The sequence below is a fragment of the Castellaniella defragrans genome (assembly GCF_014203015.1).
Lineage (GTDB): Bacteria > Pseudomonadota > Gammaproteobacteria > Burkholderiales > Burkholderiaceae_B > Castellaniella > Castellaniella defragrans.
The window spans coordinates 48593-72913 of the sequence record NZ_JACHIB010000011.1; the positions used below are offsets into that span (position 1 = coordinate 48593).

Consider the following 24321-nt stretch of genomic DNA (forward strand, 5'->3'; position numbering starts at 1 on the left):
TTCAGTGGCTGGTATCGGTGGAGGCCGGCGCGGACCGGGGCGCGGACGCGGGCTCGGGGCTGCGTTCGGCGGCCGGTGCCGGAATCGCGGGCGCGCTGGCGGCGGGCTCGGCCGGGGCGGCGCCCGACGCGGGCGCGTCGGCGGAAGCGGGCCGCGTGTCGAGCGCCTGGCGGGCCTGGTCCAGGGTGTCCTTGAGAGCCTGCGAGGGCTGGGTGACGGCGGCCCTGAGCTCGTCCACCGACGAGGTCATGGACGACTGCACGGAACGGGCGGCGTCTTCCATCTGGTGCTTGATGTCGCCGATCTCCTTCAGGTCCATTTCCTTCTGGATGTCGGACTTGACCTCGTTCACGTAGCGCTGGGCGCGGCCGAGCAGGTGCCCGACCGTGCGGGCGACCTTGGGCAGGCGTTCGGGCCCGATGACGATCAGCGCGATCACGCCGATCAGCATCAGTTCGCTGAAGCTGACATCAAACATGGTGGATCCGGTGCGCGGCGGCGATCAGGCGTCGGTCTTTTCGCGGGCCTGGACGTCCACGGTGCCGTCGTCCCGGGTCTGCTGGGTGACGGCCGGCTTGGCGGCGGAGTCGTCCTGGGCGTCTTTCATGCCCTTCTTGAAGCCCTTGACGGCGCCGCCGAGGTCTTCGCCGATGTTGCGCAGTTTTTTCGTGCCGAAGATCAGGGCCACGATGACCAGGACGATCAGCCAGTGCCAGATGCTGAAGCTACCCATGAGAACTCCTTAGGCGGCCGGGGCCGCGCGGTTTGACCAGGGGCGTTGGCCGCCCAGGATGTGGAAATGCAGGTGATCGATTTCCTGGCCGCCCTCGGTGCCGGTATTGGCCACCAGGCGGAAGCCGCCGGCGGGCATGGGGTTGCAGCCGTTGGCGAAGGCGAGCTCGGATGCCAGGCGCAGCATGCGGGCCAGCCATTCGCCATCGTCGGGACCGATGTCGGCCAGCGAGGCCAGGTGGTGCTTGGGGATCAGCAGCAGGTGCACGGGCGCCGCCGGGTTGATGTCGTGGAATGCGAGGAATTCGTCGTCTTCGTGGACAATGCGGGCGGGGATTTCGTGCCGTGCGATTTTACAGAACAGACAATCGTGGCTCATGGGGATCTACGGGGCGGGGCCGGACATCGGCCCGTTCAGTCCCATATGTTGCCATATTTTCGCGCAGGCGGGTTTGACCGTGCGCGTGCGGGGGCGGAGTGTGCGGGTATGTCCGGAGGGGGCGCTCCGAGGGGAGGCTCCCGGGGGACGCGGGGCGGGCGGCGCGCGCGGGACTCAGTCCCTGGGCCGGGACGCTTTTTCCTCCAGCCCGGACAGGCCTTCGCGGCGGGCCAGTTCGGCCAGCACGTCCTCGGGGCGCAGGTCGAAGTGCGTCAGGGCGACCAGGCAGTGATACCACAGGTCGGCGGTCTCGGCGACGATGCGCTCGCGCGTGCCGTCCTTGGCGGCCATGACCAGCTCGGTGGCTTCCTCGCCGATCTTTTTCAGGAAGGCGTCCGGGCCGCGCGCGAGCAGCTTGGCGGTGTAGGACGTCTGCGGGTCGCCGCCGCGGTCGGGCCGGCGCGTCGCCAGGGTGTCGGCCAGCCGGGCCAGGGTGTCGGCGGTGGAGGGAGTCGTCATGTGGAGGGATCCGTGATCGAAGGAAGGCCGGGCCGAGGGAGCCGGCCCGGCGTGTCCGGCGTGCGCTCAGTGGCCGCCCGGGTGGGGATGGGCGTGGGAGTGGCCGTAGATGGTGTCGGGGTCTTTCAGCACCGGGTCCTGGACGGTCCAGGCCGGCGCGTCGCCGTCCAGGTCCAGGCTGCGGTAGAAGCAGCGCTCGCGTCCGGTGTGGCAGGCGATGCCGCCGATCTGGGTGATCTTGAGCAGCAGCACGTCGCCATCGCAGTCCAGGCGGATGTCGTGGACCTGCTGGACGTGGCCCGATTCCTCGCCCTTGCGCCAGAGGCGCGCGCGCGAGCGCGAGTAGTACACGGCGCGGCCGGTGCGCACGGTCTCGCGGACGGCGTCGGCGTTCATCCAGGCCATCATCAGCACGGTGCCGGTCTTCGCATCCTGGGCGATGGCGGGGATCAGGCCCTGGTCGTCGAAGCGCAGGGCCGCCAGCCAGTCTTCGGCCGCGCCGGACGCGGGCTGCGCGGGCGCCGTCATGCGGGCGCCTGCGCGGCAGCGGCGGCGCGCACCGGGATGCCCTGGGCGGCGAGGAAGGCCTTGGCCTCGGCCAGGGTGTGCTGGCCGAAGTGGAAGATGCTGGCCGCCAGCACGGCGCTGGCGTGGCCCAGGGTGACGCCGTCGGCCAGGTGCTGCAGCGTGCCCACGCCGCCCGAGGCGATCACCGGCACCGGCACGGCGTCCGAGACCGTGCGGGTCAGTTCCAGGTCGAAGCCGGACTTGGTGCCGTCGCGGTCCATGCTGGTGAGCAGCAGTTCGCCGGCGCCCAGGTCGGCCATGCGGCGCGCCCATTGCACGGCGTCCAGCCCCGTGGCGCGGCGGCCGCCGTGGGTGAAGATTTCCCAGCGCGGGGGCTCGTCCGCGCCGGAGACGCGGCGGGCGTCGAGCGCCACGACGATGCATTGCGAGCCGTGGTGGCGGGCGGCCTCGGCCACGAGTTCGGGACGGGCGACCGCCGCGCTGTTGATCGAGACCTTGTCGGCGCCCGCGTCCAGCAGGCGCTGCACGTCGGCCACCTGGCGCACGCCGCCGCCCACCGTCAGGGGGATGAAGACCTGGCGCGCCACGGCTTCGATGATGGGCAGGATCAGGCCGCGGTCGTCGGAGGTGGCGGTGATGTCGAGGAAGGTGAGCTCGTCGGCGCCCTGCTCGTCGTAGCGCCGGGCGATTTCCACCGGGTCGCCCGCGTCGGTCAGGTTGACGAAGTTCACGCCCTTGACCACGCGCCCGGCGTTGACGTCCAGGCAGGGGATGATGCGGCGGCACAGGCCCGAGTAGCCCGGGCGGTCGGCCGCGGCGGGGGCGGCCGGGGAGGCGGTGGCGTTCATGCGCCGGCGTCCTGGCCGCCGGATTCCCCGGCCGGCGAGCCGAGCAGTTCGTCGGCGAGGCTTTGCGCGGCGGCGAAATCCAGGGTGCCCTCGTACAGGCTGCGGCCCAGGATGGCGCCCTCGACGCCTTCGTGGGCCACGCCGCACAGCGCGCGGATGTCCTCCAGCGAGGCGACGCCGCCCGAGGCGATGACCGGGATGCGCACGTGCTGCGCCAGGCGCACCGTGGCTTCGATGTTGACGCCCGAGAGCATGCCGTCGCGGCCGATGTCGGTGTAGATGATGGACTCGCAGCCGTAGTCCTCGAATTTCCGCGCCAGGTCGAGCACGTCGTGGCGCGTCAGCTTCGACCAGCCGTCGGTGGCGATCTTGCCGTCGCGCGCGTCCAGGCCGACGATGATGTGGCCGGGGAAGGCCGAGCAGGCGTCGCTCAGGAAGCCCGGGTCCTTGACCGCCGCGGTGCCGATGATGACGTAGGAGATGCCGTTGTCCAGATAGTATTCGACCGTGTCCAGATCGCGGATGCCGCCGCCGATCTGCACCGGGATGGCGTCGTCGACGGCGTCCACGATGGCCTGGATGGCGGCGCGGTTGCGCGGCTTGCCGGCCACGGCGCCGTTCAGGTCCACCAGGTGCAGACGGCGCGCGCCCTGGGCGGTCCATTGTTCGGCCATGGCGGCGGGATCTTCGGAAAACACGGTGGCCTTGTCCAGGTCGCCCTGGCGCAGGCGCACGCATTGCCCGTCTTTGAGGTCGATGGCGGGGATGAGCAGCATGGTCGTCGTGGTCGGTGCTGAAAGGAGAGGGCGTGCCGGGAGCCGGGTGTCAGGGCTGCCAGCGGGTGAAGTTGCGGTACATCCGCAGCCCGGGAGCTGCGCTCTTTTCTGGGTGGAACTGTACGGCAAAAATATTGCCGTCTGCAATGGCGCAGCAGAACGGCAGGCCGTGGTGGCTGATGCCGGCCGTGAGCGCCGGGTCGGCGGGTTCGGCGTAGTAGCTGTGGACGAAGTAGAACGGCGTGTCCTGGGCGATGCCTTCCCAGAGCGGGTGGGCGCGGGTCTGGGTGACGGCGTTCCAGCCCATGTGGGGGACTTTCAGCCGCGCGCCGCCGTCGACGGCGTGATCGAAGGCCGGCCCCTGGAAGCGGCGCACGCGCCCGGCGAACAGGCCCAGGCCGGGGGTGTCGCCCTCGTCGCTCGCCTCGAACAGCATCTGCTCGCCCACGCACACGCCCAGCAGCGGCTTTTCGCGCGCGGCCCGCAGCACCGCCTCGCGCAGGCCGGAGGTGTCCAGCGTGCGCATGCAGTCGGGCATGGCGCCCTGGCCGGGGAACACGACGCGGTCGGCGGCGTGGATCGCCCCGGCGTCGCGCGCGATGCGGATGTCGTGGTCGGGGGCGGCGGCTTGCAGGGCGCGGGCGACGGAATGGAAGTTGCCCATGCCGTAGTCGACGATGGCGATGCGGGTCACGATGCGGGAGTCCTGGGACGGTCTATGAGTCTGCGACGGGTCTGTGGTGCCGGGAGCGGGGCTGCGGCGCGCCCTACAGCGAGCCCTTGGTCGAGGGGATGGCGCCGCCGGCGCGCGGATCGACCTCGGTGGCCATGCGCAGCGCCCGGCCGAAGGCCTTGAAGATGGTCTCGCACTGGTGGTGGGCGTTTTCCCCGCGCAGGTTGTCGATGTGCACGGTCGCCAGGGCGTGGTTGACGAAGCCCTGGAAGAATTCGCGCGCCAGGTCGACGTCGAACGCGCCGATGCGCGCCCGGGCGTAGTCCACGTGATAGAACAGGCCGGGGCGGCCGGACAGGTCCACCACCACGCGCGACAGGGATTCGTCCAGCGGCACGTAGGCGTGGCCGTAGCGGCGCAGGCCGGCCTTGTCGCCCGCGGCGGCGGCGAAGGCCTGGCCCAGGGTGATGCCGACGTCCTCGACGCTGTGGTGGTCGTCGATGTGGGTGTCGCCATCACAGTGGATGTCCAGGTCGAACAGGCCGTGGCGGGCGATCTGGTCCAGCATGTGGTCCAGGAAGGGCACGCCGGTGTTCAGCGTGCGCGTACCGGTGCCGTCCAGATTGAGGCTGACGCGGATGCGGGTTTCCTGGGTGTTGCGTTCGATGGTGGCGGTGCGCATGGGCGAAGGGCGGGTCTTTCGGAGTGGAGGCGCGCGGCCCCGCCGGGGCCGCGCGGGCGGATTCAGGGCTGGGGATCCAGGCGCAGCGAGGCGCTGGCGGCGTGGGCGTGCAGGCCCTCGCCCGTGGCCAGGGTGGCGGCGATGCGGCCCAGGGTCTGGGCGCCGGCCTGCGAGACCTGGATCAGGCTGCTGCGCTTCTGGAAATCATACACGCCCAGCGGCGAGGAGAAGCGCGCGGTGCGCGCGGTGGGCAGGACGTGGTTCGGCCCGGCGCAGTAGTCGCCCAGGGATTCGGAGCTGTAGGCCCCGAGGAAGATCGCGCCGGCGTGGCGCACCAGGGGCAGCAGGGCCTGCGGATCGCGCACGGAGAGCTCCAGGTGTTCCGGCGCGATGCGGTTGACGATGTCACAGGCCTGTTCGAGGCTGCCGGTGCGGATCAGGGCGCCGCGGTTGGCCAGGCTGACGCGCAGGATGTCGGCGCGCGGCTGGGCCGGCAGCAGGCGTTCGATGGCGGCCTGGACGGCGTCCAGGTAGCCGCCGTCCGGGCACAGCAGGATGGCCTGGGCCAGTTCGTCGTGCTCGGCCTGGGAGAACAGGTCGATGGCGAGCCATTCGGCCGGCGTGGAGCCGTCGGCCACGATCAGGATTTCGGAGGGGCCGGCGATCATGTCGATGCCCACCGTGCCGAACACGCGGCGCTTGGCCGCCGCGACGTAGGCGTTGCCCGGCCCGACGATCTTGTCCACGGCGGGCAGCGTGCGCGTGCCGTAGGCCAGGCCGCCCACGGCCTGGGCCCCGCCGATGGCGAACACGCGGTCCGCCCCGCCCAGGGCGGCGGCGGCCAGCACCATGGGGTTGCGCGCGCCGCCGGGCGTGGGCGTGACCATGATGAGTTCGGGCACGCCGGCGACCTTGGCCGGGATGGCGTTCATCAGCACCGAGGACGGGTAGGCGGCCTTGCCGCCCGGCACGTACAGGCCGACGCGGTCCAGCGGGGTGACCTGCTGGCCCAGCACCGTGCCGTCGGGTTCGGTGTAGGTCCAGGTCTCGGCGCGCTGGTGCTCGTGGTAGCGGCGCACGCGGTCGGCGGCGGCTTCCAGCGCCGCGCGCTGGTCGGCGGGCAGGCCGTCCAGGGCCGCCTGCCAGTCGGCGCGGGGGATTTCCAGCGCCTCCAGGCGATCGGCCCGGACGTGGTCGAAGCGCGCCGTGTAGTCCAGGATGGCCGCGTCGCCGCGCGTGCGCACGTCGTGCAGGATGTCGCGCACGGCGGTCTCGATGGCCTCGTCCTGGGACGCGTCGTAGGCCAGCAGCCGGGTCAGGGCCGCGTCGAACTCGGGGGAACGGGCATCCAGGCGGTGAATCAGGGACATGATGGAAATCGGGTCGGAATCGGGGGGCGGAAAGCGGGGCGGCGCGCGGCCGCGCCGCGCGCGGGCCGTTCGCGGCGGCCGCGACGGGTCTATCTTAGCCGGAATTCCCGCCGTCCGAGCGGGCGGCGGCCGCGGGCGGCGGTGGCGCGGGCCCCGGCGGCCTTCAGGCCATCGCGGCCGAGGCCCGGCCGAAGGCGTCCAGGAAGGGCTGCAGGCGCTCGCCCTTCATCTTGAGCGCGGCCTGGTTGACGATCAGGCGCGAGGAGATCTGGCGGATTTCCTCGACCTCGACCAGGCGGTTGGCGCGCAGCGTGCCGCCCGAGGACACCAGGTCCACGATGGCGTCGGCCAGGCCCACCAGCGGAGCCAGCTCCATCGAGCCGTAGAGCTTGATGATGTCCACGTGCACGCCCTTGGCGGCGAAGTGCTCGCGCGCGGCGCGCACGTACTTGGTGGCGATGCGCAGGCGCGAGCCCTGGCGCACGGCGGCCTGGTAGTCGAAGCCTTCGGGCGCGGCCACGCACAGGCGGCAGCGGGCGATGTTCAGGTCGATGGGCTGGTACAGCCCGCCGGGGTGCTGCGCCATGTGCTCGTGCAGCACGTCCTTGCCGGCGATGCCGAAGTCGGCCGCGCCGTACTGGACGTAGGTGGGCACGTCCGAGGCGCGCACGATGATGATGCGCAGCGCGTCCGAGTCGGTGGGCAGGATCAGCTTGCGCGAGGATTCCGGGTTTTCCGGCACGCCCACGCCGGCGGCGGCCAGCAGCGGCAGGGTCTCTTCAAAGATGCGGCCTTTGGACAGGGCCAGGGTGAGGGGGGGAAGGGCCATGTGGAGCCTGTCGCCTAATTGATTGGGTGCTTATTGGATGCGCTGGATGTCCGCGCCCAGCGCCTGGAGCTTGCGTTCCATGCGCTCGTAGCCGCGGTCCAGGTGGTAGATGCGTTCCACCGTCGTCTGGCCCCGCGCGGCCAGGCCGGCGATCACCAGGCTGGCCGAGGCGCGCAGGTCGGTGGCCATGACGGTGGCCCCGAGCAGCTGCTCGACGCCCTGGACCACGGCGGTGTGGCCGTCGATCTCGATGTCCGCGCCCATGCGGCCCAGCTCCTGCACGTGCATGTAGCGGTTCTCGAAGATGTTCTCGGTGATGACGGCGGTGCCTTCGGCCAGGGTGTTCAGGGCCATCAGCTGGGCCTGCATGTCGGTCGGGAAGCCCGGGTATTCGCTGGTGCGGAAGCCCGTCGCGCGCGGCCGGCCGGCCATGCGGGCGCGGATCCAGTCCGGCCCGGTGGTGAGTTCCAGTCCGGCGTCGCGCAGCTTGTCCAGCACCGCGCCCAGCGTCTCGGGCGCCGCGTGGCGCAGGGTGATGTCGCCGCCCGTGGCCGCCACGGCGCACAGGAAGGTGCCGGCCTCGATGCGGTCGGGCACGATGCGGTGGACGGCGCCGTGCAGGCGTTCCACGCCTTCGATGACGATGCGGTCGGTGCCGTGGCCCTCGATGTGCGCGCCCATGGCGATCAGGACTTTCGCCAGATCGACGACTTCCGGCTCGCAGGCGGCGTTTTCCAGCACGGTGCGGCCTTCGGCCAGGGCGGCGGCCATCAGCAGGTTTTCCGTGCCCGTCACGGTGACCATGTCGGTCAGGATGCTGGCGCCGCGCAGGCGTTCGGCCTCGGCCACGACGAAGCCGTGCTCGATGCGGATGCGCGCGCCCATGGCGGCCAGGCCCTTGATGTGCTGGTCCACCGGCCGCTGGCCGATGGCGCAGCCGCCCGGCAGGCTGACCCGCGCGCGGCCGAAGCGCGCCACCAGCGGCCCCAGCACCAGGATGGACGCCCGCATGGTCTTGACCAGCTCGTAGGGGGCCTCCTGGCTGGACACCTGGTCGGCCTGGAGGGTGACGCGGGTCTCGTCGCCGCGCTCCGCGCGCACGCCCATGCGCTGCAGCAGGGTCAGGGTGGTGCCGATGTCGCGCAGCACCGGGACGTTGTCCAGTTCCAGCGGCTCGGCGGTCAGCAGCGATGCGCAGAGGATCGGCAGGGCGGCGTTCTTGGCGCCCGAGATGGAGACTTCGCCCCGCAGCGGGCGGCCGCCCTGGATCAGCAGCTTATCCATTGCTCTTGGCGGCCTCGTATTCGGCGGGCGTGAGGGTGCGCATCGACAGGGCGTGGATTTCCGCGCGCATGCGTTCGCCCAGCGCCTGGTAGACCGCCTGGTGGCGCGCCAGCGTGCGCTTGCCCTCGAAGACGGGGCTGACGATCAGGGCCTCGAAGTGGGCGCCGTCGCCGTAGACTTCGAGGTGCTCGCAGGGGAGGTTGTCGGCGATGTACTGGCGGACGTGGTCGGGGGTGGGAGACATGGGTCAGCTCCGTAGTTTGTAGCCGCGCGCCAGCAGGCGCAGGGCGAACAGGCTCAGGGCCACGGCGACGGCCAGCACGATGGCCAGGCCGCGCCAGGGGGAAACGTCGGACGCCGCGAAGAATCCGTAGCGGAAGCCGTCGATCATGTAGAACACCGGATTCCAGCGCGAGACGGCCTGCCAGAAGGGCGGCAGGCTGTGGATCGAGTAGAACACGCCCGACAGGAAGGTGGCGGGCACGATCAGGAAGTTCTGGAAGGCCGCCAGCTGGTCGAATTTTTCCGACCAGAGGCCCGCGACCAGCCCCAGCACGCCCAGGATCCAGCAGGACAGCACCGCGAAGGCCAGCAGCCACAGCGGCGCCGCGACCGGCAGGCGCACGAAGAACAGCGCCACCAGCCAGACACAGGCGCCCACGGACAGGCCGCGCGCCACCGCCGCCAGGATGTAGGCGGCGAAGATCTGGCGGTGGGAGAAGGGCGGCAGCAGCACGAAGATCAGGTTGCCGGTGATGCGGCTCTGGATCAGGGACGAGGACGGATTGGCGAAGCTGTTCTGCAGCATGCTCATCATCATCAGCCCGGGGATGAGGAAGGCGGTGTAGGAGATCGTGCCGTACACCTGCACGCGGTCCTCCAGCACGTGGGAGAAGATCAGCAGGTACAGCAGCGCCGTCACCACCGGGGCGGCGATGGTCTGCAGGCCGACCTTCCAGAAGCGCATCAGCTCCTTGTGCAGCAGGGTCGGGAAGCCCGAGCCCATCTCGGGGCGGGCCTGGGAGACGGGGCGGATCACAGCTCGGCCTCCAGCACGGAATCGTCGTGCATGATGCGCACGAAGGCGTCTTCCAGGTCGGCGCCGCCGACCCGCGCCATCAGGGCCTGAGTGGTGTCCAGCGCCACGATCTGGCCGGATTTCAGCATCGCCACGCGCCCGCACAGGGATTCGGCTTCTTCCAGGTAGTGGGTGGTGAGCAGGATCGTGTGGCCGGCCTGGTTCAGGCGCGTGATGAAGTCCCACAGCGTGCGCCGCAGGTCCACGTCCACCCCGGCGGTGGGCTCGTCCAGGATGATCACGGGCGGGCGGTGCACCAGGGCCTGCGCCACCAGCACGCGGCGCTTCATCCCGCCCGAGAGCTCGCGCATGTTGGCCTCGGCCTTGTCCAGCAGCCCCAGGTTGTCCAGGATCTCGTCGATCCAGTCGTCGTTGTCGCGCAGGCCGAAATACCCCGACTGCAGCCGCAGCGTCTCGCGCACGGTGAAGAAGGGGTCGTAGACGATTTCCTGGGGCACGACGCCCAGCGACTGGCGCGCGCGGCGGAAGTCGCTCACCACGTCGTAGCCGCAGACCCGCGCGCTGCCCTCGGTGGCGCGGGACAGCCCGGCCAGGATGGAGATCAGCGAGGTCTTGCCTGCGCCGTTGGGGCCCAGCAGGCCGAAGAATTCGCCGTGCTCGACCGTCAGGCTGACGTCGCGCAGGGCCTGGAAGCCCTCGGGCGCGGGGCGGCCGCTCAGGCGGTCGCGCCAGGATCGCTGGCGCGGGGCGTAGATTTTGGAGACGTGTTGCAGATCGAGAGCGGGCATGAGCGGGCGATGCGCCACTGAAGTGGGCGCCATCGGACATTATAAGCGGTCGGGGGGATAGGACTGCCCGGCCCTTCCTCGTCCGGGTGGGCGGCGGGCAAACTCGGCCTGCGGCCTCAGACAGTGCCCGCCGAATTCCCCCACTTTCCCTTCGGAAGCCGCCGGCGCCTCACGCGCTTGCCCCGCCTCCCACGCCGCTCCCGGGACCGGATTTGCAGTTCGCGGAGGGGGGCGGGAGGGGAGGAGAGCCGCGTCACTGCTTCGCGTTCAGCGCCTTGATCAGCCCGTCGATCCCGTTGCTGCCGATTTCGGCGGCGAACTGGTTGCGGTAGTTCTGGATCAGCCAGATGCCTTCGACGTTCAGGTCGTAGACCTTCCAGCCCGCGTCCGTGCGTTCCAGCCGGTAGTCCACCCCGATCGCCGGGCTGTTCGGCTGTGAGATCGTCGTGCGCACCACCGCGTCGTCGGCCTTCGGGTCGCCGCGGAACGGCAGCACCGAGATCGTCGTGCCCGCGGTCACCCGCGTGAACGCCCCGCTGTAGGTGCGGATCAGCGTTCCCGTGAACGCCTGCACCAGCGACTGCTGCTGGGCCGCCGAGGCCTGGCGCCAGTAGCGTCCGGCCGCCAGGCGGGTGGTCTTGTTCATGTCCACGTACGGCAGCGCGTAGCGGCGCACCAGGGCCGCGATGTGGGTCGGCTCGCCGCGCAGCGCCTGCGGGTCGGCCTTCACCGCGTCCAGCATGTTGTTCGCCACGGCTTCGAGGAAGTCGTTCGGCGCGGCCTTGGGGTCGGGGATGCGCTCGGCCGCGCCGGCGGATGCGGCGGACAGGACCAGCGCGGCGCCCAGCAGGCACAGGCCGCCCGCCCGGCGCAGGACGTGCAGGAAAGAAGGAAAATTCATCGTCGTCTCCGTGTGGCGTCCGCCCGGGCGGGGCGGACGGTTCGGTGCCCGGGCCGGACGCGGCCCCGGGCGAGCGGTTTCATTGCGCGGGTGTTGCGTCCGGATCCTCGTAGACCGGCAGGCCCTGGTCGGCGGGTGCCGGCACGTGTTCCAGGGACTCCTCGGTGGAGGCGCGGCTGCCCTGCTGGCGGCTGTCCAGCATGGCCTTGCGGCGCTGCAGGTAGGCGTCGCGGATGAAGCTGTACTTGTCGAGCGCGATCTGGTCCACCAGGCGGTCGGCTTCCAGCAGGCTGGCGCGCGTGTCCACGATGTACAGGCCCAGCAGCGAATTGCGCACCGGCACGTTGTCGATGGCGAACACCGCGCTGGTGGGCGAGACCGGCGAAGCCAGGGACGCGGCGAAGGCCGCGCTGTCGCGCACCGTGCTGGGGCCGAGGAAAGGCATCACGAAGTACGGCCCCTGGCCCAGGCCCCAGACGCCCAGCGTCATGCCGAGGTCGTTGGGGATCCTGCGCGCTCCGTGCATCGAAGCGACGTCGATGCAGCCGCCCAGGCCCGCGGTGGAATTGAACAGCACCCGGCCGAACGTGTCCACGAAATCGCGGCCGCGCCCCTGCAGCAGGCTGTTGACGCCCGACCACACGTCGGCCAGGTTGCCGAAGATGTTGTGGATGCAGGTGCGCACCGGCCGCGGGGTGACGGTCTCGTAGCCCGTGGCGATGGGCTTGAGCACGGCGCGGTCCACGGTGTCGTTGAAGCGGTACATGCCGCGGTTGTAGGATTCCCAGGGGTCGTTGGGCGAGGGATTGGGCACCTGGGCGCAGCCGGCCATCAGGGCGGCCGCCGCCAGGGCCAGACCCGCGCGGGCCGTCGGACGGCGGAAGTGGGGCGCGGCCGGCGTCGGGGCGGAGGGGTTCATGTCGTGTCTCGTGGAATCGGGATCGGGGCGGCGTGGACGTGCCGCGGGGTTTTTCGGCGTGATGCGGAACGGATGCGCAACGGTACGGTGCGAAAGCGCCGCGTACGGATGCCGCGTAGGGTGTGTAAATGCGTATTGTAAGTGTAAAGGAAGCCGGTCAACGGGCGGGGGCGGGCGCGGCCGCGCCTGCGGCGTCCGGGCCGGCCGCCGGGCCTTTCGCCGCCGAGCCTTCCTTTTCGGCCGAGCTGTACAGGAACTTGCTGATCAGGTCCTCCAGCACCACCGCGGACTGGGTGAATTCGATCGTGCCGCCGTCGGCCAGGTTCTGGTCGTCGCCCCCCGGGGTCAGGCCGATGTACTGCTCGCCCAGCAGGCCCGAGGTCAGGATCGAGGCCGAGGAGTCCTTGGGGAAGGCGTAGGGCTGTTCCAGCGACAGCGTGACCGTGGCCTGGAAGCGCTGGTTGTCGAAGCCGATCTGCGCGACCCGCCCGACCACCACGCCGCTGCTCTTCACCGGCGCGCGGACCTTCAGCCCGCCGACGTTGTCGAAATGGGCGTGCACCTGGTAGGTGGGGGCGAAGGAAAAGGAGCTCATGTTGCCGGCGCGCAGCGCCAGGAACGCCAGGGCGACCAGGCCCAGCAGGATGAACAGGCCTACCCAGAAATCGGTTTTTTCGCGTGTCATGAATTCGTTCCGCAGGTTTCGGTTGGCGAACAACGGGTTCTAGTGGGCGAACATCAGCGCCGTCAGCAGGAAATCCAGCCCCAGCACCGCCAGCGCGCCGCTGACCACGGTACGGGTGGTGGCGCGCGAGACGCCTTCGGGGGTGGCGCGCGCCGTCCAGCCCTGGTAGAGGGCGATCAGGGTCACGACGACGCCGAAGACCAGGCTCTTGATGACGCCGTTGAGCACGTCGTCGATGACGTCCACCCCGTCCTGCATCTGCGACCAGAAGGCGCCCGGATCGATGCCGATCAGCATCACGCCCACGAACCAGCCGCCCAGGATGCCGACCATGGAAAAGACCGCCGCCAGGACCGGCATGGCGATCACCCCGCCCCAGAAGCGCGGCGCCAGGACCCGGCGGATCGGGTCCACGGCCATGACTTCCATGGCGGCGATCTGCTCGCCGGCCTTCATCAGGCCGATCTCGGCCGTCAGCGACGTGCCGGCCCGCCCGGCGAACAGCAGCGCCGTGACCACCGGCCCCAGTTCGCGCGTCAGCGACAGGGCCACCAGCAGGCCCAGGGCTTCTTCCGAGCCGTAGCGGTTCAGCGTGTAGTAGCCCTGCAGGCCGAGCACGAAGCCCACGAACAGGCCCGAGACGCCGATGATCAGCAGGGAATGGTTGCCGATGAAATGGACCTGCTGGGCGGTCAGGCGCGGGCGGCGCAGCACCACGCCGCTGCGCGCCAGGATGGCCGCGAACAGGCGGGCGAAGGCGCCCAGGCCGGTGATCATGGTCATGAAGCCATGCCCCAGCGCGGCGATGCGGCTTGCGAGAACGCTCATGAACCCCTCCGGGCGGCGAACCAGCGTTCAAAGGCCGGCGTCAGGGGATAGTGGAAGCCGATCGGGCCGTCGGGCCGGCCTTCCAGGAACTGCTGCAGGTATTCGTCCTGCGAGGCCGACAGTTCCGCCGGCGTGCCCTGGGCGATCAGCCGGCCCTGGCCGATGAGGTAGACCCGGTCCACGATCGCGAAGGATTTGGCGACGTCGTGCGTGATCAGGATCGAGGCGCAGTCGAGCTGGTCCGTCAGGCTGCGGATCAGCTGCGCCGTGATCCCCAGGGAAATCGGATCCAGCCCGGCGAAGGGCTCGTCGTAGAGGATGAGTTCGGGTTCCAGCACGATGGCGCGCGCCAGGGCCACGCGCCGCGCCATGCCGCCGGAGATTTCCGAGATCCGCAGATGCGCGGCGTGCCGCAGGCCGACGGCCTGGAGCTTGTCCAGCACCCGTTCCAGGATCTGCTGCTCGGAGATGCGGGTGTGCTCGCGCAGCGGGAAGGCCACGTTCTCGAAGACGTTCAGGTCGGTGAACAGGGCGCCGCTCTGGAACAGCACGCCCATGCGCTGGCGCACGGCGCGCAGCGGCTCGCCTTCCAGGCTGGCCATGTCCTGGCCGAACACGCGGATCCGCCCGGCCTGCGCCCGCAGCTGGCCGGTCATGGCCCGCAGCAGCGTGGTCTTGCCCGAGCCCGAGCCGCCCATCATGGCCACCACCTGGCCCCGCATGGCCCGCAGGTCGATGCCGCGCAGCACGGTGAACTCGCCGTAGCCGAGCGAGACGTCATCGAAGGTGACAAGGGGATCGGAGGGGGTGTCGGTCATGGGAAGGGGCGGACGCCTGTCTGTCGTATGGATTGTACCCGGCTTGCCGCCGCGCACATCTCCCGGCGTCCCGGCAGGTTCGTCCGTCCCTCCGCAAGTCCGTCACGGCACGCCCGCGCCCCGCGGGTCCGCCCTTCGCGGGTCCGTCCCGGCGGGGGCGGCGCCTCAACGCGGCAGGACCGACGCCCCCATCAGGTACTCGTCTACCGAGCGCGCGCACTGCCGCCCTTCGCGGATCGCCCACACCACCAGCGACTGCCCGCGCCGCATGTCCCCGGCGGCGAACACCTTCGCCCGGGAGCTGCAGTAGTCGTCCGTGTTCGCCCGCGCATTGCCGCGCCCGTCCGCGTCCACCCCGAACGCGTCCAGCACCGAGCGCACCGGCGACACGAAGCCCATCGCCAGCAGCACCAGGTCGGCCTGGATCTCGAAGCGCGAATCCTTCACCTCGCGCATCTTCATCTGGCCCGTGGCCTTGTCCTTCAGCCACTCCAGGCGCGTCGCGACCAGCTTTTCCACCTTGCCGCCCTTGCCCTCGAAGGCCTGGGTGCCCACCGCCCAGTCGCGCTGGCAGCCTTCCTCGTGCGAGGACGAGGTGCGCAGGCGGATCGGCCAGTAGGGCCAGGTCAGCAGCTTGTCCTCTTCCTCCGGCGGGCGGAACATCAGCTCGAATTGCGTCACCGAGGCCGCGCCCTGGCGGTTGCTCGTCCCCACGCAGTCCGACCCCGTGTCACCGCCGCCGATCACCACCACGTGCTTGCCCTTGGCATTGATCGGCTTGGCGATGCGGTCGCCGTGGTTGATCTTGTTCTGCTGGCGCAGGAAATCCATGGCGAAATGCACGCCGCGCAGCTCGCGGCCCGGCACCGGCAGGTCGCGCGGCTGCTCCGAGCCGCCCGCCAGCACCACCGCGTCGTGCTGCGCCAGCAGTTCCTCGGGCGTCACTACCGTCAGGCCGTCTTCCGCGTGTTCCGGGCGGCCCACGTAGGTCGAGGGAAGGAACTCCACCCCTTCGGCCTCCATCTGCGCCAGGCGCCGGTCGATGTGCGACTTTTCCAGCTTGAAGTCCGGGATCCCGTAGCGCAGCAGCCCGCCGATGCGGTTGCTCTTTTCATAGACCGACACGCTGTGCCCGGCGCGCGCCAGCTGCTGCGCGCAGGCCAGGCCGGCCGGCCCCGAGCCCACGATGGCGACGCGCTTGCCGGTCTTGCGGGCGGGCGGCTGCGGCACCACCCAGCCTTCCTGCCAGCCGCGTTCGATGATGGTGTGCTCGATCGACTTGATGCCGACCGCCGTGTCGTTCAGGTTCAGCGTACAGGCCGCCTCGCAGGGCGCGGGGCAGATGCGGCCGGTGAACTCCGGGAAGTTGTTGGTCGACAGCAGCACGTCGAGCGCGCGCTTCCAGTCCTGGCGGTAGACCAGGTCGTTCCAGTCCGGAATGATGTTGTTGACCGGGCAGCCGTGGGTGCAGAACGGCACTCCGCAGTCCATGCAGCGCGCGCCCTGGATGCGGGCCTGCTCCTCGGTCAGCGGCGAGACGAATTCCTTCCAGTGGCGCAGGCGGGATTCCGGTGCCTCGTAGGCCGGCTTGACCCGCGCGAATTCCATGAAACCAGTGATTTTTCCCATGATGCGATGTTCCTTCAGGCGGCCTGGGCCTGGGTCTGGGTCTGGGCCGCCTGCCACAGTTCGCCCAGGGCGCGGCGGTATTCGATCGGAGTGACCTTGACGAAGGCGCGGCGCGCCTGGTTCCAGTCATCCAGGATTTCCCGGGCGCGGAAGCTGCCGGTGTGGCGGAAATGGTTTTCCACCAGGCGGCGCACGATCGCCTCGTCGGTCTCGCGCGCGCCGCTGCGCTCCAGGCTGTGCCAGAACTGCGGCTCGCCGGCCTGCCGCTGGGCCTCGTCGGTCTCCATCGGGTCCAGGCGCACCATGCCGGTGTTGCAGCGGCGCGCGAAGACCTGCTCCGGATCCCAGACGTAGGCGATGCCGCCGGACATGCCGGCCGCGAAGTTGCGGCCCGTCTCGCCCAGCACCACCACGGTGCCGCCCGTCATGTATTCGCAGCCGTGGTCGCCCGTGCCTTCCACCACGGCCGCGGCGCCCGAATTGCGCACCGCGAAGCGCTCGCCGGCCACGCCGTTGAAATAGGCCTCGCCGCCGGTGGCGCCGTACAGCACCGTGTTGCCGGCGATGATGTGGTCCGGGCCGAAGCCGCGGAAGTCGTTGGGCGAGCGCAGGATCAGGCGGCCGCCCGACAGGCCCTTGCCGACGTAGTCGTTGGCCTCGCCCACCAGGTCCAGGGTCACGCCGTGGGCCAGGAAGGCGCCGAAGCTCTGGCCGGCCGCGCCGTTGCACTGGATGTGGATGGTGTCGTCGGGCAGGCCTTCGTGGCCGTAGCGGCGCGCCACCTCGCCCGACAGCATCGCGCCGATGGTGCGGTTGCGGTTGCGCACCGGGGTGATGAAGGAGACCTTTTCCCCGCGTTCCAGCGCCGCCTTGCTGCGCTCGATCAGCTGGTGGTCCAGCGCGTGCGCCAGGCCGTGGTCCTGGGCGTCCGTGTGGTGCACCGGGTCCTCGGTGGGCACCTGGTGGAAGATGCGGCCGAAGTCCAGCCCGCGCGCCTTCCAGTGCTCGATGCCCTTGCGCATGTCGAGCAGGTCGGCGCGGCCGATCAGCTCGTCGAAGGTGCGGATGCCCAGCTGCGCCATGATCTCGCGCACTTCCTCGGCCACGAAGAAGAAATAATTGACGACGTATTCGGGCTTGCCGCTGAACTTCTTGCGCAGTTCCGGATCCTGGGTGGCGACTCCCGTCGGGCAGGTGTTCAGGTGGCACTTGCGCATCATGACGCAGCCTTCGACGATCAGCGGCGCCGTGGCGAAGCCGACCTCGTCGGCCCCCAGCATGGCGGCGATGGCCACGTCGCGGCCGGTCTTCATCTGGCCGTCGGCCTGCACGCGGATGCGGCTGCGCAAGCGGTTCAGCACCAGGGTCTGCTGCGTCTCGGCCAGGCCCAGCTCCCAGGGGATGCCGGCGTGCTTGATCGAGGACACGGGCGAGGCGCCCGTGCCGCCGTCGTGGCCGGCGATGACCACGTGATCGGCCTTGGCCTTGGCCACGCCGGTGGCCACCGTGCCCACGCCCACTTCCGCCACCAGCTTCACCGAGATCGAGGCGCGCTCGTTGACGTTCTTCAGGTCGTGGATCAGCTGGGCCAGATCCTCGATCGAATAGATGTCGTGGTGCGGCGGGGGCGAGATCAGGCCCACGCCCGGCACCGAATAGCGCAGCTGCGCGATGTAGTCCGTGACCTTGTGGCCCGGGAGCTGGCCGCCCTCGCCGGGCTTGGCGCCCTGGGCCATCTTGATCTGGATCTGGTCGGCGCTGCACAGGTATTCAGCGGTGACGCCGAAGCGCCCCGAGGCCACCTGCTTGATGCGCGAGCGCAGCGAGTCGCCCGCGGCCAGCGGGATGTCGGCGACGATGCGGTCCGGCCCCAGGACGGAGGCGATGGTGTCGCCCTTCCTCACCGTCGGCTTGCCCGCGCGCATCTCGGCGCGGTAGCGCAGCGCGTCCTCGCCGCCCTCGCCGGTGTTGGACTTGCCGCCGATGCGGTTCATGGCCACGGCCAGGGTGGCGTGCGCCTCGGTGGAAATCGAGCCCAGCGACATGGCGCCGGTGGCGAAGCGCTTGACGATTTCCTTGGCGGGCTCGACTTCCGACAGCGGGATGGCCTTGGCCGGATCGACGCGGAACTCGAACAGGCCGCGCAGCGTCATGTGGCGGCGCGACTGGTCGTTGATGAGCTGGGCGTATTCCTTGAAGGTCGAATAATTGTTGGCGCGCGTGGCGTGCTGCAGCTTGGCGATCGAGTCCGGCGTCCACAGGTGCTGTTCGCCGCGGATGCGGAAGGCGTAGTCGCCGCCCTCGTCCAGCGCGTTGGCCAGCACCGGATCGGCGCTGAAGGCCGCCTGGTGGGTGCGCAGGGCTTCCTCGGCCACCTGGAAGATGTCGATGCCCTCGATGTTGCTGGGCGTGCCGGTGAAGTATTTCTTCACCAGGCTGCTGTGCAGGCCCACCGCCTCGAAGATCTGCGCGCCGGTGTAGGACATGTAGGTCGAGATGCCCATCTTGGACATGACCTTCTTCAGCCCCTTGCCGATCGCCTTGATGTAGTTCTCGGTGGCCTTGGCGGGATCGGTGAGCGCCGTCGGGGAACCGGGCTCGGCATGGGGGCCCACGCCCGCGGCGAGGGTCTCCAGCGCCAGCCAGGGGTGCACGGCCTCGGCGCCGTAGCCGCCCAGCAGCGCGAAATGGTGCGTCTCGCGCGCCGAGCCGGTCTCCACGATCAGGCCGGTGCGGGTGCGCAGGCCGGCGCGGATCAGGTGCTGGTGGATGGCCGAGGTGGCCAGCAGTGCGGGGATCGCGACGTGCTCGGCGTCCACGCGGCGGTCGCTGAGCAGCAGGATGTTGTCGCCGCTCAGCACCGCGTCGGCGGCGGTGGCGCACAGCGAGGCCAGGCAGGCCTCGATGCCCTCGGGGCCCCAGGCCACCGGGTAGACGATGTCCAGCTCGCAGCAGCGGAACTTGTCGCCCGTCTGGCGGCTGATGTGGCGCAGCTGGGCCATGGCGGCCCGGTCCAGCACCGGCTGGCTGATTTCCAGGCGCAGCGGCGGATTGACGTTGTTGATGTCCAGCAGGTTGGGCTTGGGGCCGATGAAGGACACCAGCGACATGACCATCTGCTCGCGGATCGGGTCGATCGGCGGGTTGGTCACCTGGGCGAACATCTGGCGGAAATAGTTGTAGAAGGGCTTGGGGCGGTCCGACAGCACGGTCAGCGGCGCGTCGTTGCCCATGGAGCCGATGGCCTCCTCGCCGTTCTTCGCCATCGGCTCCAGGATGAACTTGAAGTCCTCCTGGGTCCAGCCGAAGGCCTGCTGGCGGTCCAGCAGGCTGGCGGACGGCTCGGGCAGGTCGTCGGCCTTCAGGGGCGGCAGGGCGTCGAGCTTCAGGCGCAGGCGCTCGATCCACTGCGGGTAGGGATGCGCGTTGGCCAGCTGCGACTTGATCTCCCCGTCCTCGATGATGCGGCCCTGCTGCAGGTCGATCAGCAGCATGCGGCCGGGCTGCAGGCGCCATTTCTTGACGATGCGGTGTTCCGGGATCGGCAGCGTGCCGGCCTCGGAGGCCAGGATCACCATGTTGTCGTCGGTGATCAGGTAGCGCGCCGGGCGCAGGCCGTTGCGGTCCAGCGTGGCGCCGATCTGGCGCCCGTCGGTGAAGGCCACGGCGGCCGGGCCGTCCCAGGGCTCCATCAGGGCGGCGTGGTATTCGTAGAAGGCGCGCCGCGACTCGTCCATGTCGGCGTGCTGCTCCCAGGCCTCCGGGATCATGATCATCATGGCGTGGGCCAGGGAATAGCCCGACATGACCAGCAGTTCCAGGCAGTTGTCGAAGGTGGCGGTGTCGGACTGGCCTTCGTAGACGATGGGGTAGAGCTTGCTCAGGTCCTCGCCCAGCACGGCCGAGCGCATGGCGCCTTCGCGGGCGCGCAGCCAGTTGAAGTTGCCCTTGACGGTGTTGATCTCGCCGTTGTGGGCGATCATGCGGTAGGGGTGCGCGAGCGGCCAGGCGGGGAAGGTGTTGGTGGAGAAGCGCTGGTGCACCAGCGCCAGGGCCGAGACGGCGCGCGTGTCGCCCAGGTCGCGGTAGTACAGGCCGACCTGGTTGGCCAGCAGCAGGCCCTTGTAGACCACGGTGCGCACCGAGATCGAGGGCACGAAGTATTCCTGGCCGTGCGCGAGCTGCATGCGCTGGATGGCGTGGCTGGCGGTCTTGCGGATGACGTAGAGTTTGCGCTCCAGCGCGTCGGGCACCATGATGTCGTGCCCGCGGCCGATGAAGAGCTGGCGGATGACGGGTTCGCAGGCCCGCACGGCGGGCGACATCCTCATGTCGCGGTCGACGGGCACGTCGCGCCAGCCGAGCACCACCTGGCCCTCGTCGCGCACGGCGCGCTCCAGCTCGCGTTCGCAGGCCAGGCGCGAGGCGGTTTCCTTGGGCAGGAAGACCATGGCGACGCCGTAGTCGTCGGGCGGCGGCAGGGTCACGCCCTGCGCGGCCATTTCCTCGCGGTAGAGCTGGTCGGGGATCTGGATCAGGATGCCCGCGCCGTCGCCCATCAGTTCGTCGGCGCCGACGGCGCCCCGGTGGTCCAGGTTTTCCAGGATCTTGAGGGCCTGCTGGATGACGGAGTGGCTCTTGTGGCCCTTGATGTGGGCGACGAAGCCGACGCCGCAGGCGTCGTGTTCTTGTTCGGGGCGGTATAGACCCTGGGCGGCCGGCAGGCCGGGGGGACAGGAGGCGGGGTGGGTCATGGCAGGACTCGCGAGGCGGAATACGGACGCCGTTCCGAACGGCGGAAGGAGGAAATTACCGCCCCAAGTCCTTGGTGACAATAGGATTTTTTGTTGATGTGTCCCTATTTATGAATAGGGCTCATTGGATGCCTAATATATAGGGACATATCAAATCACATGAAATATAGACATTGTCCTCGACAGCTGTTTTTCAGCTTCAGGGAAAATCCCGATGGAAAGGCCGAGGATTTTTTTGCCGTCGGGCCGCCCCCTTGGGGGATGAGACCGGACACAGGCCAGTCCCGGCGGACTGGCCTGTGCCTGGCGAATTGCGGTTTTACCTGTCCCGCGGCGCGCCCTGCGCCAGGGCGTCGAGGATCTGGTCCAGGGTCAGGCTCACGCCGCAGCGGCGCGCGACGTGGGTGACGGCCATCTGGTGGTCTTCCGCGCTGAAGTCGGCGCAGGCGTCGATTGCCAGGAACGGCTGGACGTCCTGCATGAAGGCTTCCAGCGCGGTGGCCAGGCAGCCGATGTGGGCGTAGACGCCGGTGATGATGAGCTGGTCGCGGCCCAGCGCGCGCAGGCGGTCCCGCAGGTCGGAGCGCTGGAAGGCGCTGTAGCGCCACTTGGTCAGCACGGTGTCCCCCGGGCGCGGGCTCAGGGCCGCGACGATGCGCGCGCCCGCCTGGTGTTCCGGCGCGGTCAGGCCCGGCCCCCAGAAGTCGTTCAGCAGCGCGCGGTCGGCCTCGGGCTGCACCGGCGGCTGGGCGGTGTAGAACACCGGGATGCCGAGGTCGCGGCAGCGGTCGCGCAGGTGGACGATGGCGGTGATCAGGTCGGGGATCGGCGCCTGCGTCACGTCGTACTTGCTCAGGAAATAGTCCTGCATGTCGTGGATCAGCAGGGCGGCGCGGCGCGCCTCGGGGCGCCAGTCCACGCGGTTGCGCACGGGGGCGCGGGGCATGGCGTAGGAAGGCAGGGAGGGGATGGTCATGAAGCCAAGCTCGGGGAGTTCAAAGGAGCCCCAGTGCGTCCAGGACGGTGCGCAGCTTGTTGCCGGTTTCGAGATATTCGAGTTCGGGGACCGAGCCGGGGACGATGCCCGCGCCGGCCGACAGGGTGAGCCGGCGCCCGCTGGCATGGGCGCAGCGGATGGCGACCGCCCAGGCGCCGTCGCCGGCGGCGTCGCACCAGCCGACGGCGCCGGCGAAGTAGCCGCGCTCGAAGGGTTCCAGCGCGGCGATGGCGCGCCGGGCGTCCGCCGTGGGCAGGCCGCAGACGGCCGGGGTGGGATGCAGGGCGATGGCCAGGTCCAGGGCGCTGATGGCGGGATCGGCCAGTTCGCCTTCGATCGGGGTGCCCAGGTGCCAGAGCCGCGCGGTCGAGGTCAGGCCCGGCTGCGCGGGCACGTCCAGCGTGCGGCACAGCGGCCGCAGCGCGGCCTCGATGGCCTCGACCACGACGGCGTGCTCCAGCCGGTCCTTGGGCGAGTCCAGCAGCGCCCGGGCGATGCGGGCGTCCTCGGCGGCGTCGGGATGGCGCGCGGCCGTGCCCGCCAGGGGATGTACGCGCACCCGGCGGCCGTCCCGGCGCACCAGCAGTTCCGGGCTGGCGCCGAGGAAATAATCCTGCCCGTTCTCCGACACGGGCAGCGCGTAGGTGTGGCCGTGCGGGCTGGCCCGCCACAGCCGCGCCAGGACCTCGGGCAGGTCCAGGGGCCGGTCCAGTTCCAGCTCCAGGGTGCGGGACAGCACCAGCTTGCGCAGGCCGTCGCCCCGGCCCAGGCGTTCCAGCGCCGCGCGCACGCCGCGCTCGTAGCCGGCCTGGTCGGGGTGTTCGCGGCGCCCGCGGATGGCGCCGCGCCGCGCGGCCGGCGGCCCGTCCGGCGCGGCGATGCGCCGCAGCGTCCGCGGCACGCGCAGCCGGGCCGGCGCCGGGCCGGCCGGATCGTAAGGCAGCAGGCCCAGCAGCAGGGGACGCGCGCCGTCCTCGGCGGCGTCCGGCGCGGGCGCACCCGCCGCGGCGCGCAGTTCGGCCGCCTGCGCGAGCAGGCGGGCGCCGCAGCCGGCCACGTCCTCGCGCGGGGCGGCCTGCAGCAGGCAGCCGCGGGCGAAAAACCCCCGGTCGTGCGTGGTGAACAGGCTGTCGCCCGGCCGGAAGCCGGCCAGGGCGCCGGTGCGCGGATCGGCGGGCGTGCGGGCGAGCATGTCCATGATCCGCGGCTCAGCGGCGGGCTTCGATGCGCACGAGGCGATCGCCGCGCGGGTCGTCCTTGCTCTTCTTCACCGTCACCCAGGCGGTGCCCTGCGGGTCCAGCGCGATGTGGTTCGGCGCGGAGCCGGTGTTCACCTGGGCCTGGATGGTGCCGTGCTCGTCCACGACGGTGACGGTGCCCGCGCCGCGGTTGGCGACGTAGGCCAGGCGGTGGACCGGATCGAAGGCGACGTTCAGGGCGCCGGAGCCGGTCGCCAGGTGCTGCAGGACCCGGCCGTCGCGGGCGTCCAGCACCGTCAGGTCGCCGGATTTCTGGGCCGCCACGTAGATGCGCTGCGTCTGGCTGTCGACCGCGATGCCCGAGGCGCCCTGGACGCCGGGCACGGCGTAGCGCGCGGCCTGGCGGCCCGTGGCCGTGTCGATGGCGAAGACCTCGGCCGTGTTCAGGCTGACGGCGTACAGGCGCTGGTGCCCGGCGTCCAGCGCCAGGCTCATGGGCTTGGGCGCTTCGCCGGCGCCGGTGAGCGTGATGCCCGGCAGCGGCTGCAGCGTGGCGCTGTCGAACACGTGGATCAGGTTGGAGGCGGGCGAGGAGACGTAGGCGCGGTGGTGCGCGTCGTCGACCAGCACGTCGCGCGCGTGCGGCGTGGCGTCGTCGGGGAACTGCTTGACCAGGGACAGGTCCGCCTGCCGGTAGACGGCGACCGAGCCGCTGCGGGTGTTCGTGGTCCAGATCTGGCTGCGGACGTCGTCCACCGTCAGGCCGTAGACGGCCTGCACCTGGCCGTCCGTGCGGCCGTCCTGCAGGGCGGGGACGACGGAGGCGACCACGCGCAGGCTGACCGGATCGATGGCGAGCAGGCGCGATTCCTTCACCGGCGGGCGGCCGACGGCCGAGGTCGCATACAGCCGCTGGGTGCGCGCGCTGTAGGCGCTCTGGTAGACGCCCGGGGGCAGGTCGGCCGACCGGGCCGTGACGGACCAGGTCGGCACGGCCGCCGAGGGAACCATCGCGGCATGCGGCGCGGCCGGACCGGTGGCCGCGCAGCCGGCGGCCAGGGCCAGCGCGGTGCCGGCGAGCAGGACGCGGACGCCGCGCCGCAGCGCCGGGTGGGAGAAGGGGGACGGGTTCATGCGGGTTCCT

At 70.5% G+C, this 24321-nt stretch carries 25 protein-coding genes; all 25 read right to left on the reverse strand.

The window, feature by feature from the left end; genetic code table 11:
- Position 1: 1 nt before the first annotated feature.
- Positions 2-478: a Sec-independent protein translocase protein TatB gene (tatB, locus tag HNR28_RS10325; protein WP_043678904.1), complete on the reverse strand. Its 477-nt coding sequence runs from the start codon at positions 476-478 to the stop codon at positions 2-4.
- 24 nt (positions 479-502) lie between these two features.
- Positions 503-733 carry a Sec-independent protein translocase subunit TatA gene (tatA, locus tag HNR28_RS10330; RefSeq protein WP_043678901.1) on the reverse strand — a complete coding sequence of 77 codons (231 nt, stop codon included), beginning with the start codon at positions 731-733 and terminating at the stop codon, positions 503-505.
- Between the two features lie 9 nt (positions 734-742).
- Positions 743-1111 carry a histidine triad nucleotide-binding protein gene (locus HNR28_RS10335; protein ID WP_043678898.1) on the reverse strand — a complete coding sequence of 123 codons (369 nt, stop codon included), beginning with the start codon at positions 1109-1111 and terminating at the stop codon, positions 743-745.
- A gap of 174 nt (positions 1112-1285) precedes the next feature.
- On the reverse strand, positions 1286-1630 hold the full coding sequence (locus HNR28_RS10340; protein WP_043678895.1) for a phosphoribosyl-ATP diphosphatase: 345 nt from the start codon (positions 1628-1630) through the stop codon (positions 1286-1288).
- A gap of 66 nt (positions 1631-1696) precedes the next feature.
- Positions 1697-2158 (reverse strand): phosphoribosyl-AMP cyclohydrolase, encoded by a 462-nt coding sequence (gene hisI / locus HNR28_RS10345; protein ID WP_151024752.1) that lies wholly within the window; start codon positions 2156-2158, stop codon positions 1697-1699.
- Positions 2155-3006: an imidazole glycerol phosphate synthase subunit HisF gene (gene hisF / locus HNR28_RS10350; protein ID WP_151024751.1), complete on the reverse strand. Its 852-nt coding sequence runs from the start codon at positions 3004-3006 to the stop codon at positions 2155-2157. The genes hisI and hisF overlap by 4 nt, the downstream gene beginning before the upstream one ends.
- The gene (hisA, locus tag HNR28_RS10355; protein ID WP_052355495.1) at positions 3003-3782 is read right to left on the reverse strand and encodes a 1-(5-phosphoribosyl)-5-[(5-phosphoribosylamino)methylideneamino]imidazole-4-carboxamide isomerase; all 780 of its coding nucleotides are present in this window, start codon (positions 3780-3782) and stop codon (positions 3003-3005) included. Before hisA ends, hisF begins: the two co-directional genes overlap by 4 nt.
- Before the next feature lie 49 nt (positions 3783-3831).
- A complete protein-coding gene (gene hisH / locus HNR28_RS10360; protein WP_043678889.1) occupies positions 3832-4476 on the reverse strand; it encodes an imidazole glycerol phosphate synthase subunit HisH in 645 nt (214 codons plus the stop codon).
- A gap of 73 nt (positions 4477-4549) precedes the next feature.
- Complete coding sequence (gene hisB, locus HNR28_RS10365; protein WP_043678886.1) at positions 4550-5137, reverse strand: imidazoleglycerol-phosphate dehydratase HisB; 588 nt, start codon at positions 5135-5137, stop codon at positions 4550-4552.
- A gap of 62 nt (positions 5138-5199) precedes the next feature.
- The gene (gene hisD, locus HNR28_RS10370; RefSeq protein ID WP_151024750.1) at positions 5200-6507 is read right to left on the reverse strand and encodes a histidinol dehydrogenase; all 1308 of its coding nucleotides are present in this window, start codon (positions 6505-6507) and stop codon (positions 5200-5202) included.
- Between the two features lie 163 nt (positions 6508-6670).
- Entirely contained in the window at positions 6671-7336 is a 666-nt protein-coding gene (hisG, locus tag HNR28_RS10375) for an ATP phosphoribosyltransferase (protein ID WP_151024749.1), read from the reverse strand.
- Positions 7337-7366: 30 nt separating this feature from the next.
- Complete coding sequence (gene murA, locus HNR28_RS10380; RefSeq protein ID WP_043678877.1) at positions 7367-8620, reverse strand: UDP-N-acetylglucosamine 1-carboxyvinyltransferase; 1254 nt, start codon at positions 8618-8620, stop codon at positions 7367-7369.
- Positions 8613-8864 (reverse strand): BolA family protein, encoded by a 252-nt coding sequence (locus tag HNR28_RS10385; RefSeq protein ID WP_043678875.1) that lies wholly within the window; start codon positions 8862-8864, stop codon positions 8613-8615. The genes murA and HNR28_RS10385 overlap by 8 nt, the downstream gene beginning before the upstream one ends.
- 3 nt (positions 8865-8867) lie before the next feature.
- Entirely contained in the window at positions 8868-9626 is a 759-nt protein-coding gene (locus HNR28_RS10390; protein WP_052356006.1) for an ABC transporter permease, read from the reverse strand.
- 29 nt (positions 9627-9655) lie between these two features.
- Positions 9656-10447: an ABC transporter ATP-binding protein gene (locus HNR28_RS10395; protein WP_043678873.1), complete on the reverse strand. Its 792-nt coding sequence runs from the start codon at positions 10445-10447 to the stop codon at positions 9656-9658.
- Positions 10448-10700: 253 nt separating this feature from the next.
- Entirely contained in the window at positions 10701-11348 is a 648-nt protein-coding gene (locus tag HNR28_RS10400; protein WP_151024748.1) for an MlaC/ttg2D family ABC transporter substrate-binding protein, read from the reverse strand.
- Between the two features lie 79 nt (positions 11349-11427).
- Positions 11428-12267, reverse strand: a complete 840-nt coding sequence (locus HNR28_RS10405) for an MlaA family lipoprotein (protein WP_151024747.1) — start codon at positions 12265-12267, stop codon at positions 11428-11430.
- Positions 12268-12424: 157 nt separating this feature from the next.
- The gene (gene mlaD, locus HNR28_RS10410; protein WP_151024746.1) at positions 12425-12952 is read right to left on the reverse strand and encodes an outer membrane lipid asymmetry maintenance protein MlaD; all 528 of its coding nucleotides are present in this window, start codon (positions 12950-12952) and stop codon (positions 12425-12427) included.
- A gap of 39 nt (positions 12953-12991) precedes the next feature.
- Positions 12992-13780, reverse strand: a complete 789-nt coding sequence (mlaE, locus tag HNR28_RS10415) for a lipid asymmetry maintenance ABC transporter permease subunit MlaE (RefSeq protein WP_043678867.1) — start codon at positions 13778-13780, stop codon at positions 12992-12994.
- Entirely contained in the window at positions 13777-14598 is an 822-nt protein-coding gene (locus tag HNR28_RS10420; RefSeq protein ID WP_043678864.1) for an ABC transporter ATP-binding protein, read from the reverse strand. Before HNR28_RS10420 ends, mlaE begins: the two co-directional genes overlap by 4 nt.
- Positions 14599-14763: 165 nt before the next feature.
- Positions 14764-16227 carry a glutamate synthase subunit beta gene (locus HNR28_RS10425; protein ID WP_043678861.1) on the reverse strand — a complete coding sequence of 488 codons (1464 nt, stop codon included), beginning with the start codon at positions 16225-16227 and terminating at the stop codon, positions 14764-14766.
- A gap of 14 nt (positions 16228-16241) precedes the next feature.
- On the reverse strand, positions 16242-20981 hold the full coding sequence (locus tag HNR28_RS10430; RefSeq protein ID WP_151024745.1) for a glutamate synthase-related protein: 4740 nt from the start codon (positions 20979-20981) through the stop codon (positions 16242-16244).
- A gap of 319 nt (positions 20982-21300) precedes the next feature.
- Entirely contained in the window at positions 21301-21957 is a 657-nt protein-coding gene (locus HNR28_RS10435; protein WP_151024744.1) for an isochorismatase family protein, read from the reverse strand.
- A gap of 19 nt (positions 21958-21976) precedes the next feature.
- Positions 21977-23176 (reverse strand): isochorismate synthase, encoded by a 1200-nt coding sequence (locus tag HNR28_RS10440; RefSeq protein WP_184142840.1) that lies wholly within the window; start codon positions 23174-23176, stop codon positions 21977-21979.
- A 10-nt stretch (positions 23177-23186) separates the two neighbouring features.
- Entirely contained in the window at positions 23187-24311 is a 1125-nt protein-coding gene (locus HNR28_RS10445; RefSeq protein WP_151025584.1) for a YncE family protein, read from the reverse strand.
- Between the last annotated feature and the right edge of the window lie 10 nt (positions 24312-24321).

What these genes read in the sequence shown, in the direction of transcription:
- hisF (WP_151024751.1), bottom strand. Translation starts at nt 3,006, where the DNA reads ATGAACGCCACCGCCTCCCCGGCCGCCCCCGCCGCGGCCGACCGCCCG.
- tatA (WP_043678901.1), bottom strand. Translation starts at nt 733, where the DNA reads ATGGGTAGCTTCAGCATCTGGCACTGGCTGATCGTCCTGGTCATCGTG.
- HNR28_RS10405 (WP_151024747.1), bottom strand. Translation starts at nt 12,267, where the DNA reads ATGAACCCCTCCGCCCCGACGCCGGCCGCGCCCCACTTCCGCCGTCCG.
- HNR28_RS10390 (WP_052356006.1), bottom strand. Translation starts at nt 9,626, where the DNA reads ATGGGCTCGGGCTTCCCGACCCTGCTGCACAAGGAGCTGATGCGCTTC.
- hisA (WP_052355495.1), bottom strand. Translation starts at nt 3,782, where the DNA reads ATGCTGCTCATCCCCGCCATCGACCTCAAAGACGGGCAATGCGTGCGC.
- HNR28_RS10425 (WP_043678861.1), bottom strand. Translation starts at nt 16,227, where the DNA reads ATGGGAAAAATCACTGGTTTCATGGAATTCGCGCGGGTCAAGCCGGCC.
- HNR28_RS10385 (WP_043678875.1), bottom strand. Translation starts at nt 8,864, where the DNA reads ATGTCTCCCACCCCCGACCACGTCCGCCAGTACATCGCCGACAACCTC.
- HNR28_RS10395 (WP_043678873.1), bottom strand. Translation starts at nt 10,447, where the DNA reads ATGCCCGCTCTCGATCTGCAACACGTCTCCAAAATCTACGCCCCGCGC.
- HNR28_RS10440 (WP_184142840.1), bottom strand. Translation starts at nt 23,176, where the DNA reads ATGGACATGCTCGCCCGCACGCCCGCCGATCCGCGCACCGGCGCCCTG.
- HNR28_RS10445 (WP_151025584.1), bottom strand. Translation starts at nt 24,311, where the DNA reads ATGAACCCGTCCCCCTTCTCCCACCCGGCGCTGCGGCGCGGCGTCCGC.
- HNR28_RS10435 (WP_151024744.1), bottom strand. Translation starts at nt 21,957, where the DNA reads ATGACCATCCCCTCCCTGCCTTCCTACGCCATGCCCCGCGCCCCCGTG.
- hisB (WP_043678886.1), bottom strand. Translation starts at nt 5,137, where the DNA reads ATGCGCACCGCCACCATCGAACGCAACACCCAGGAAACCCGCATCCGC.
- murA (WP_043678877.1), bottom strand. Translation starts at nt 8,620, where the DNA reads ATGGATAAGCTGCTGATCCAGGGCGGCCGCCCGCTGCGGGGCGAAGTC.
- hisG (WP_151024749.1), bottom strand. Translation starts at nt 7,336, where the DNA reads ATGGCCCTTCCCCCCCTCACCCTGGCCCTGTCCAAAGGCCGCATCTTT.
- HNR28_RS10420 (WP_043678864.1), bottom strand. Translation starts at nt 14,598, where the DNA reads ATGACCGACACCCCCTCCGATCCCCTTGTCACCTTCGATGACGTCTCG.
- HNR28_RS10430 (WP_151024745.1), bottom strand. Translation starts at nt 20,981, where the DNA reads ATGACCCACCCCGCCTCCTGTCCCCCCGGCCTGCCGGCCGCCCAGGGT.
- mlaD (WP_151024746.1), bottom strand. Translation starts at nt 12,952, where the DNA reads ATGACACGCGAAAAAACCGATTTCTGGGTAGGCCTGTTCATCCTGCTG.
- HNR28_RS10335 (WP_043678898.1), bottom strand. Translation starts at nt 1,111, where the DNA reads ATGAGCCACGATTGTCTGTTCTGTAAAATCGCACGGCACGAAATCCCC.
- hisD (WP_151024750.1), bottom strand. Translation starts at nt 6,507, where the DNA reads ATGTCCCTGATTCACCGCCTGGATGCCCGTTCCCCCGAGTTCGACGCG.
- mlaE (WP_043678867.1), bottom strand. Translation starts at nt 13,780, where the DNA reads ATGAGCGTTCTCGCAAGCCGCATCGCCGCGCTGGGGCATGGCTTCATG.
- HNR28_RS10340 (WP_043678895.1), bottom strand. Translation starts at nt 1,630, where the DNA reads ATGACGACTCCCTCCACCGCCGACACCCTGGCCCGGCTGGCCGACACC.
- HNR28_RS10400 (WP_151024748.1), bottom strand. Translation starts at nt 11,348, where the DNA reads ATGAATTTTCCTTCTTTCCTGCACGTCCTGCGCCGGGCGGGCGGCCTG.
- hisI (WP_151024752.1), bottom strand. Translation starts at nt 2,158, where the DNA reads ATGACGGCGCCCGCGCAGCCCGCGTCCGGCGCGGCCGAAGACTGGCTG.
- tatB (WP_043678904.1), bottom strand. Translation starts at nt 478, where the DNA reads ATGTTTGATGTCAGCTTCAGCGAACTGATGCTGATCGGCGTGATCGCG.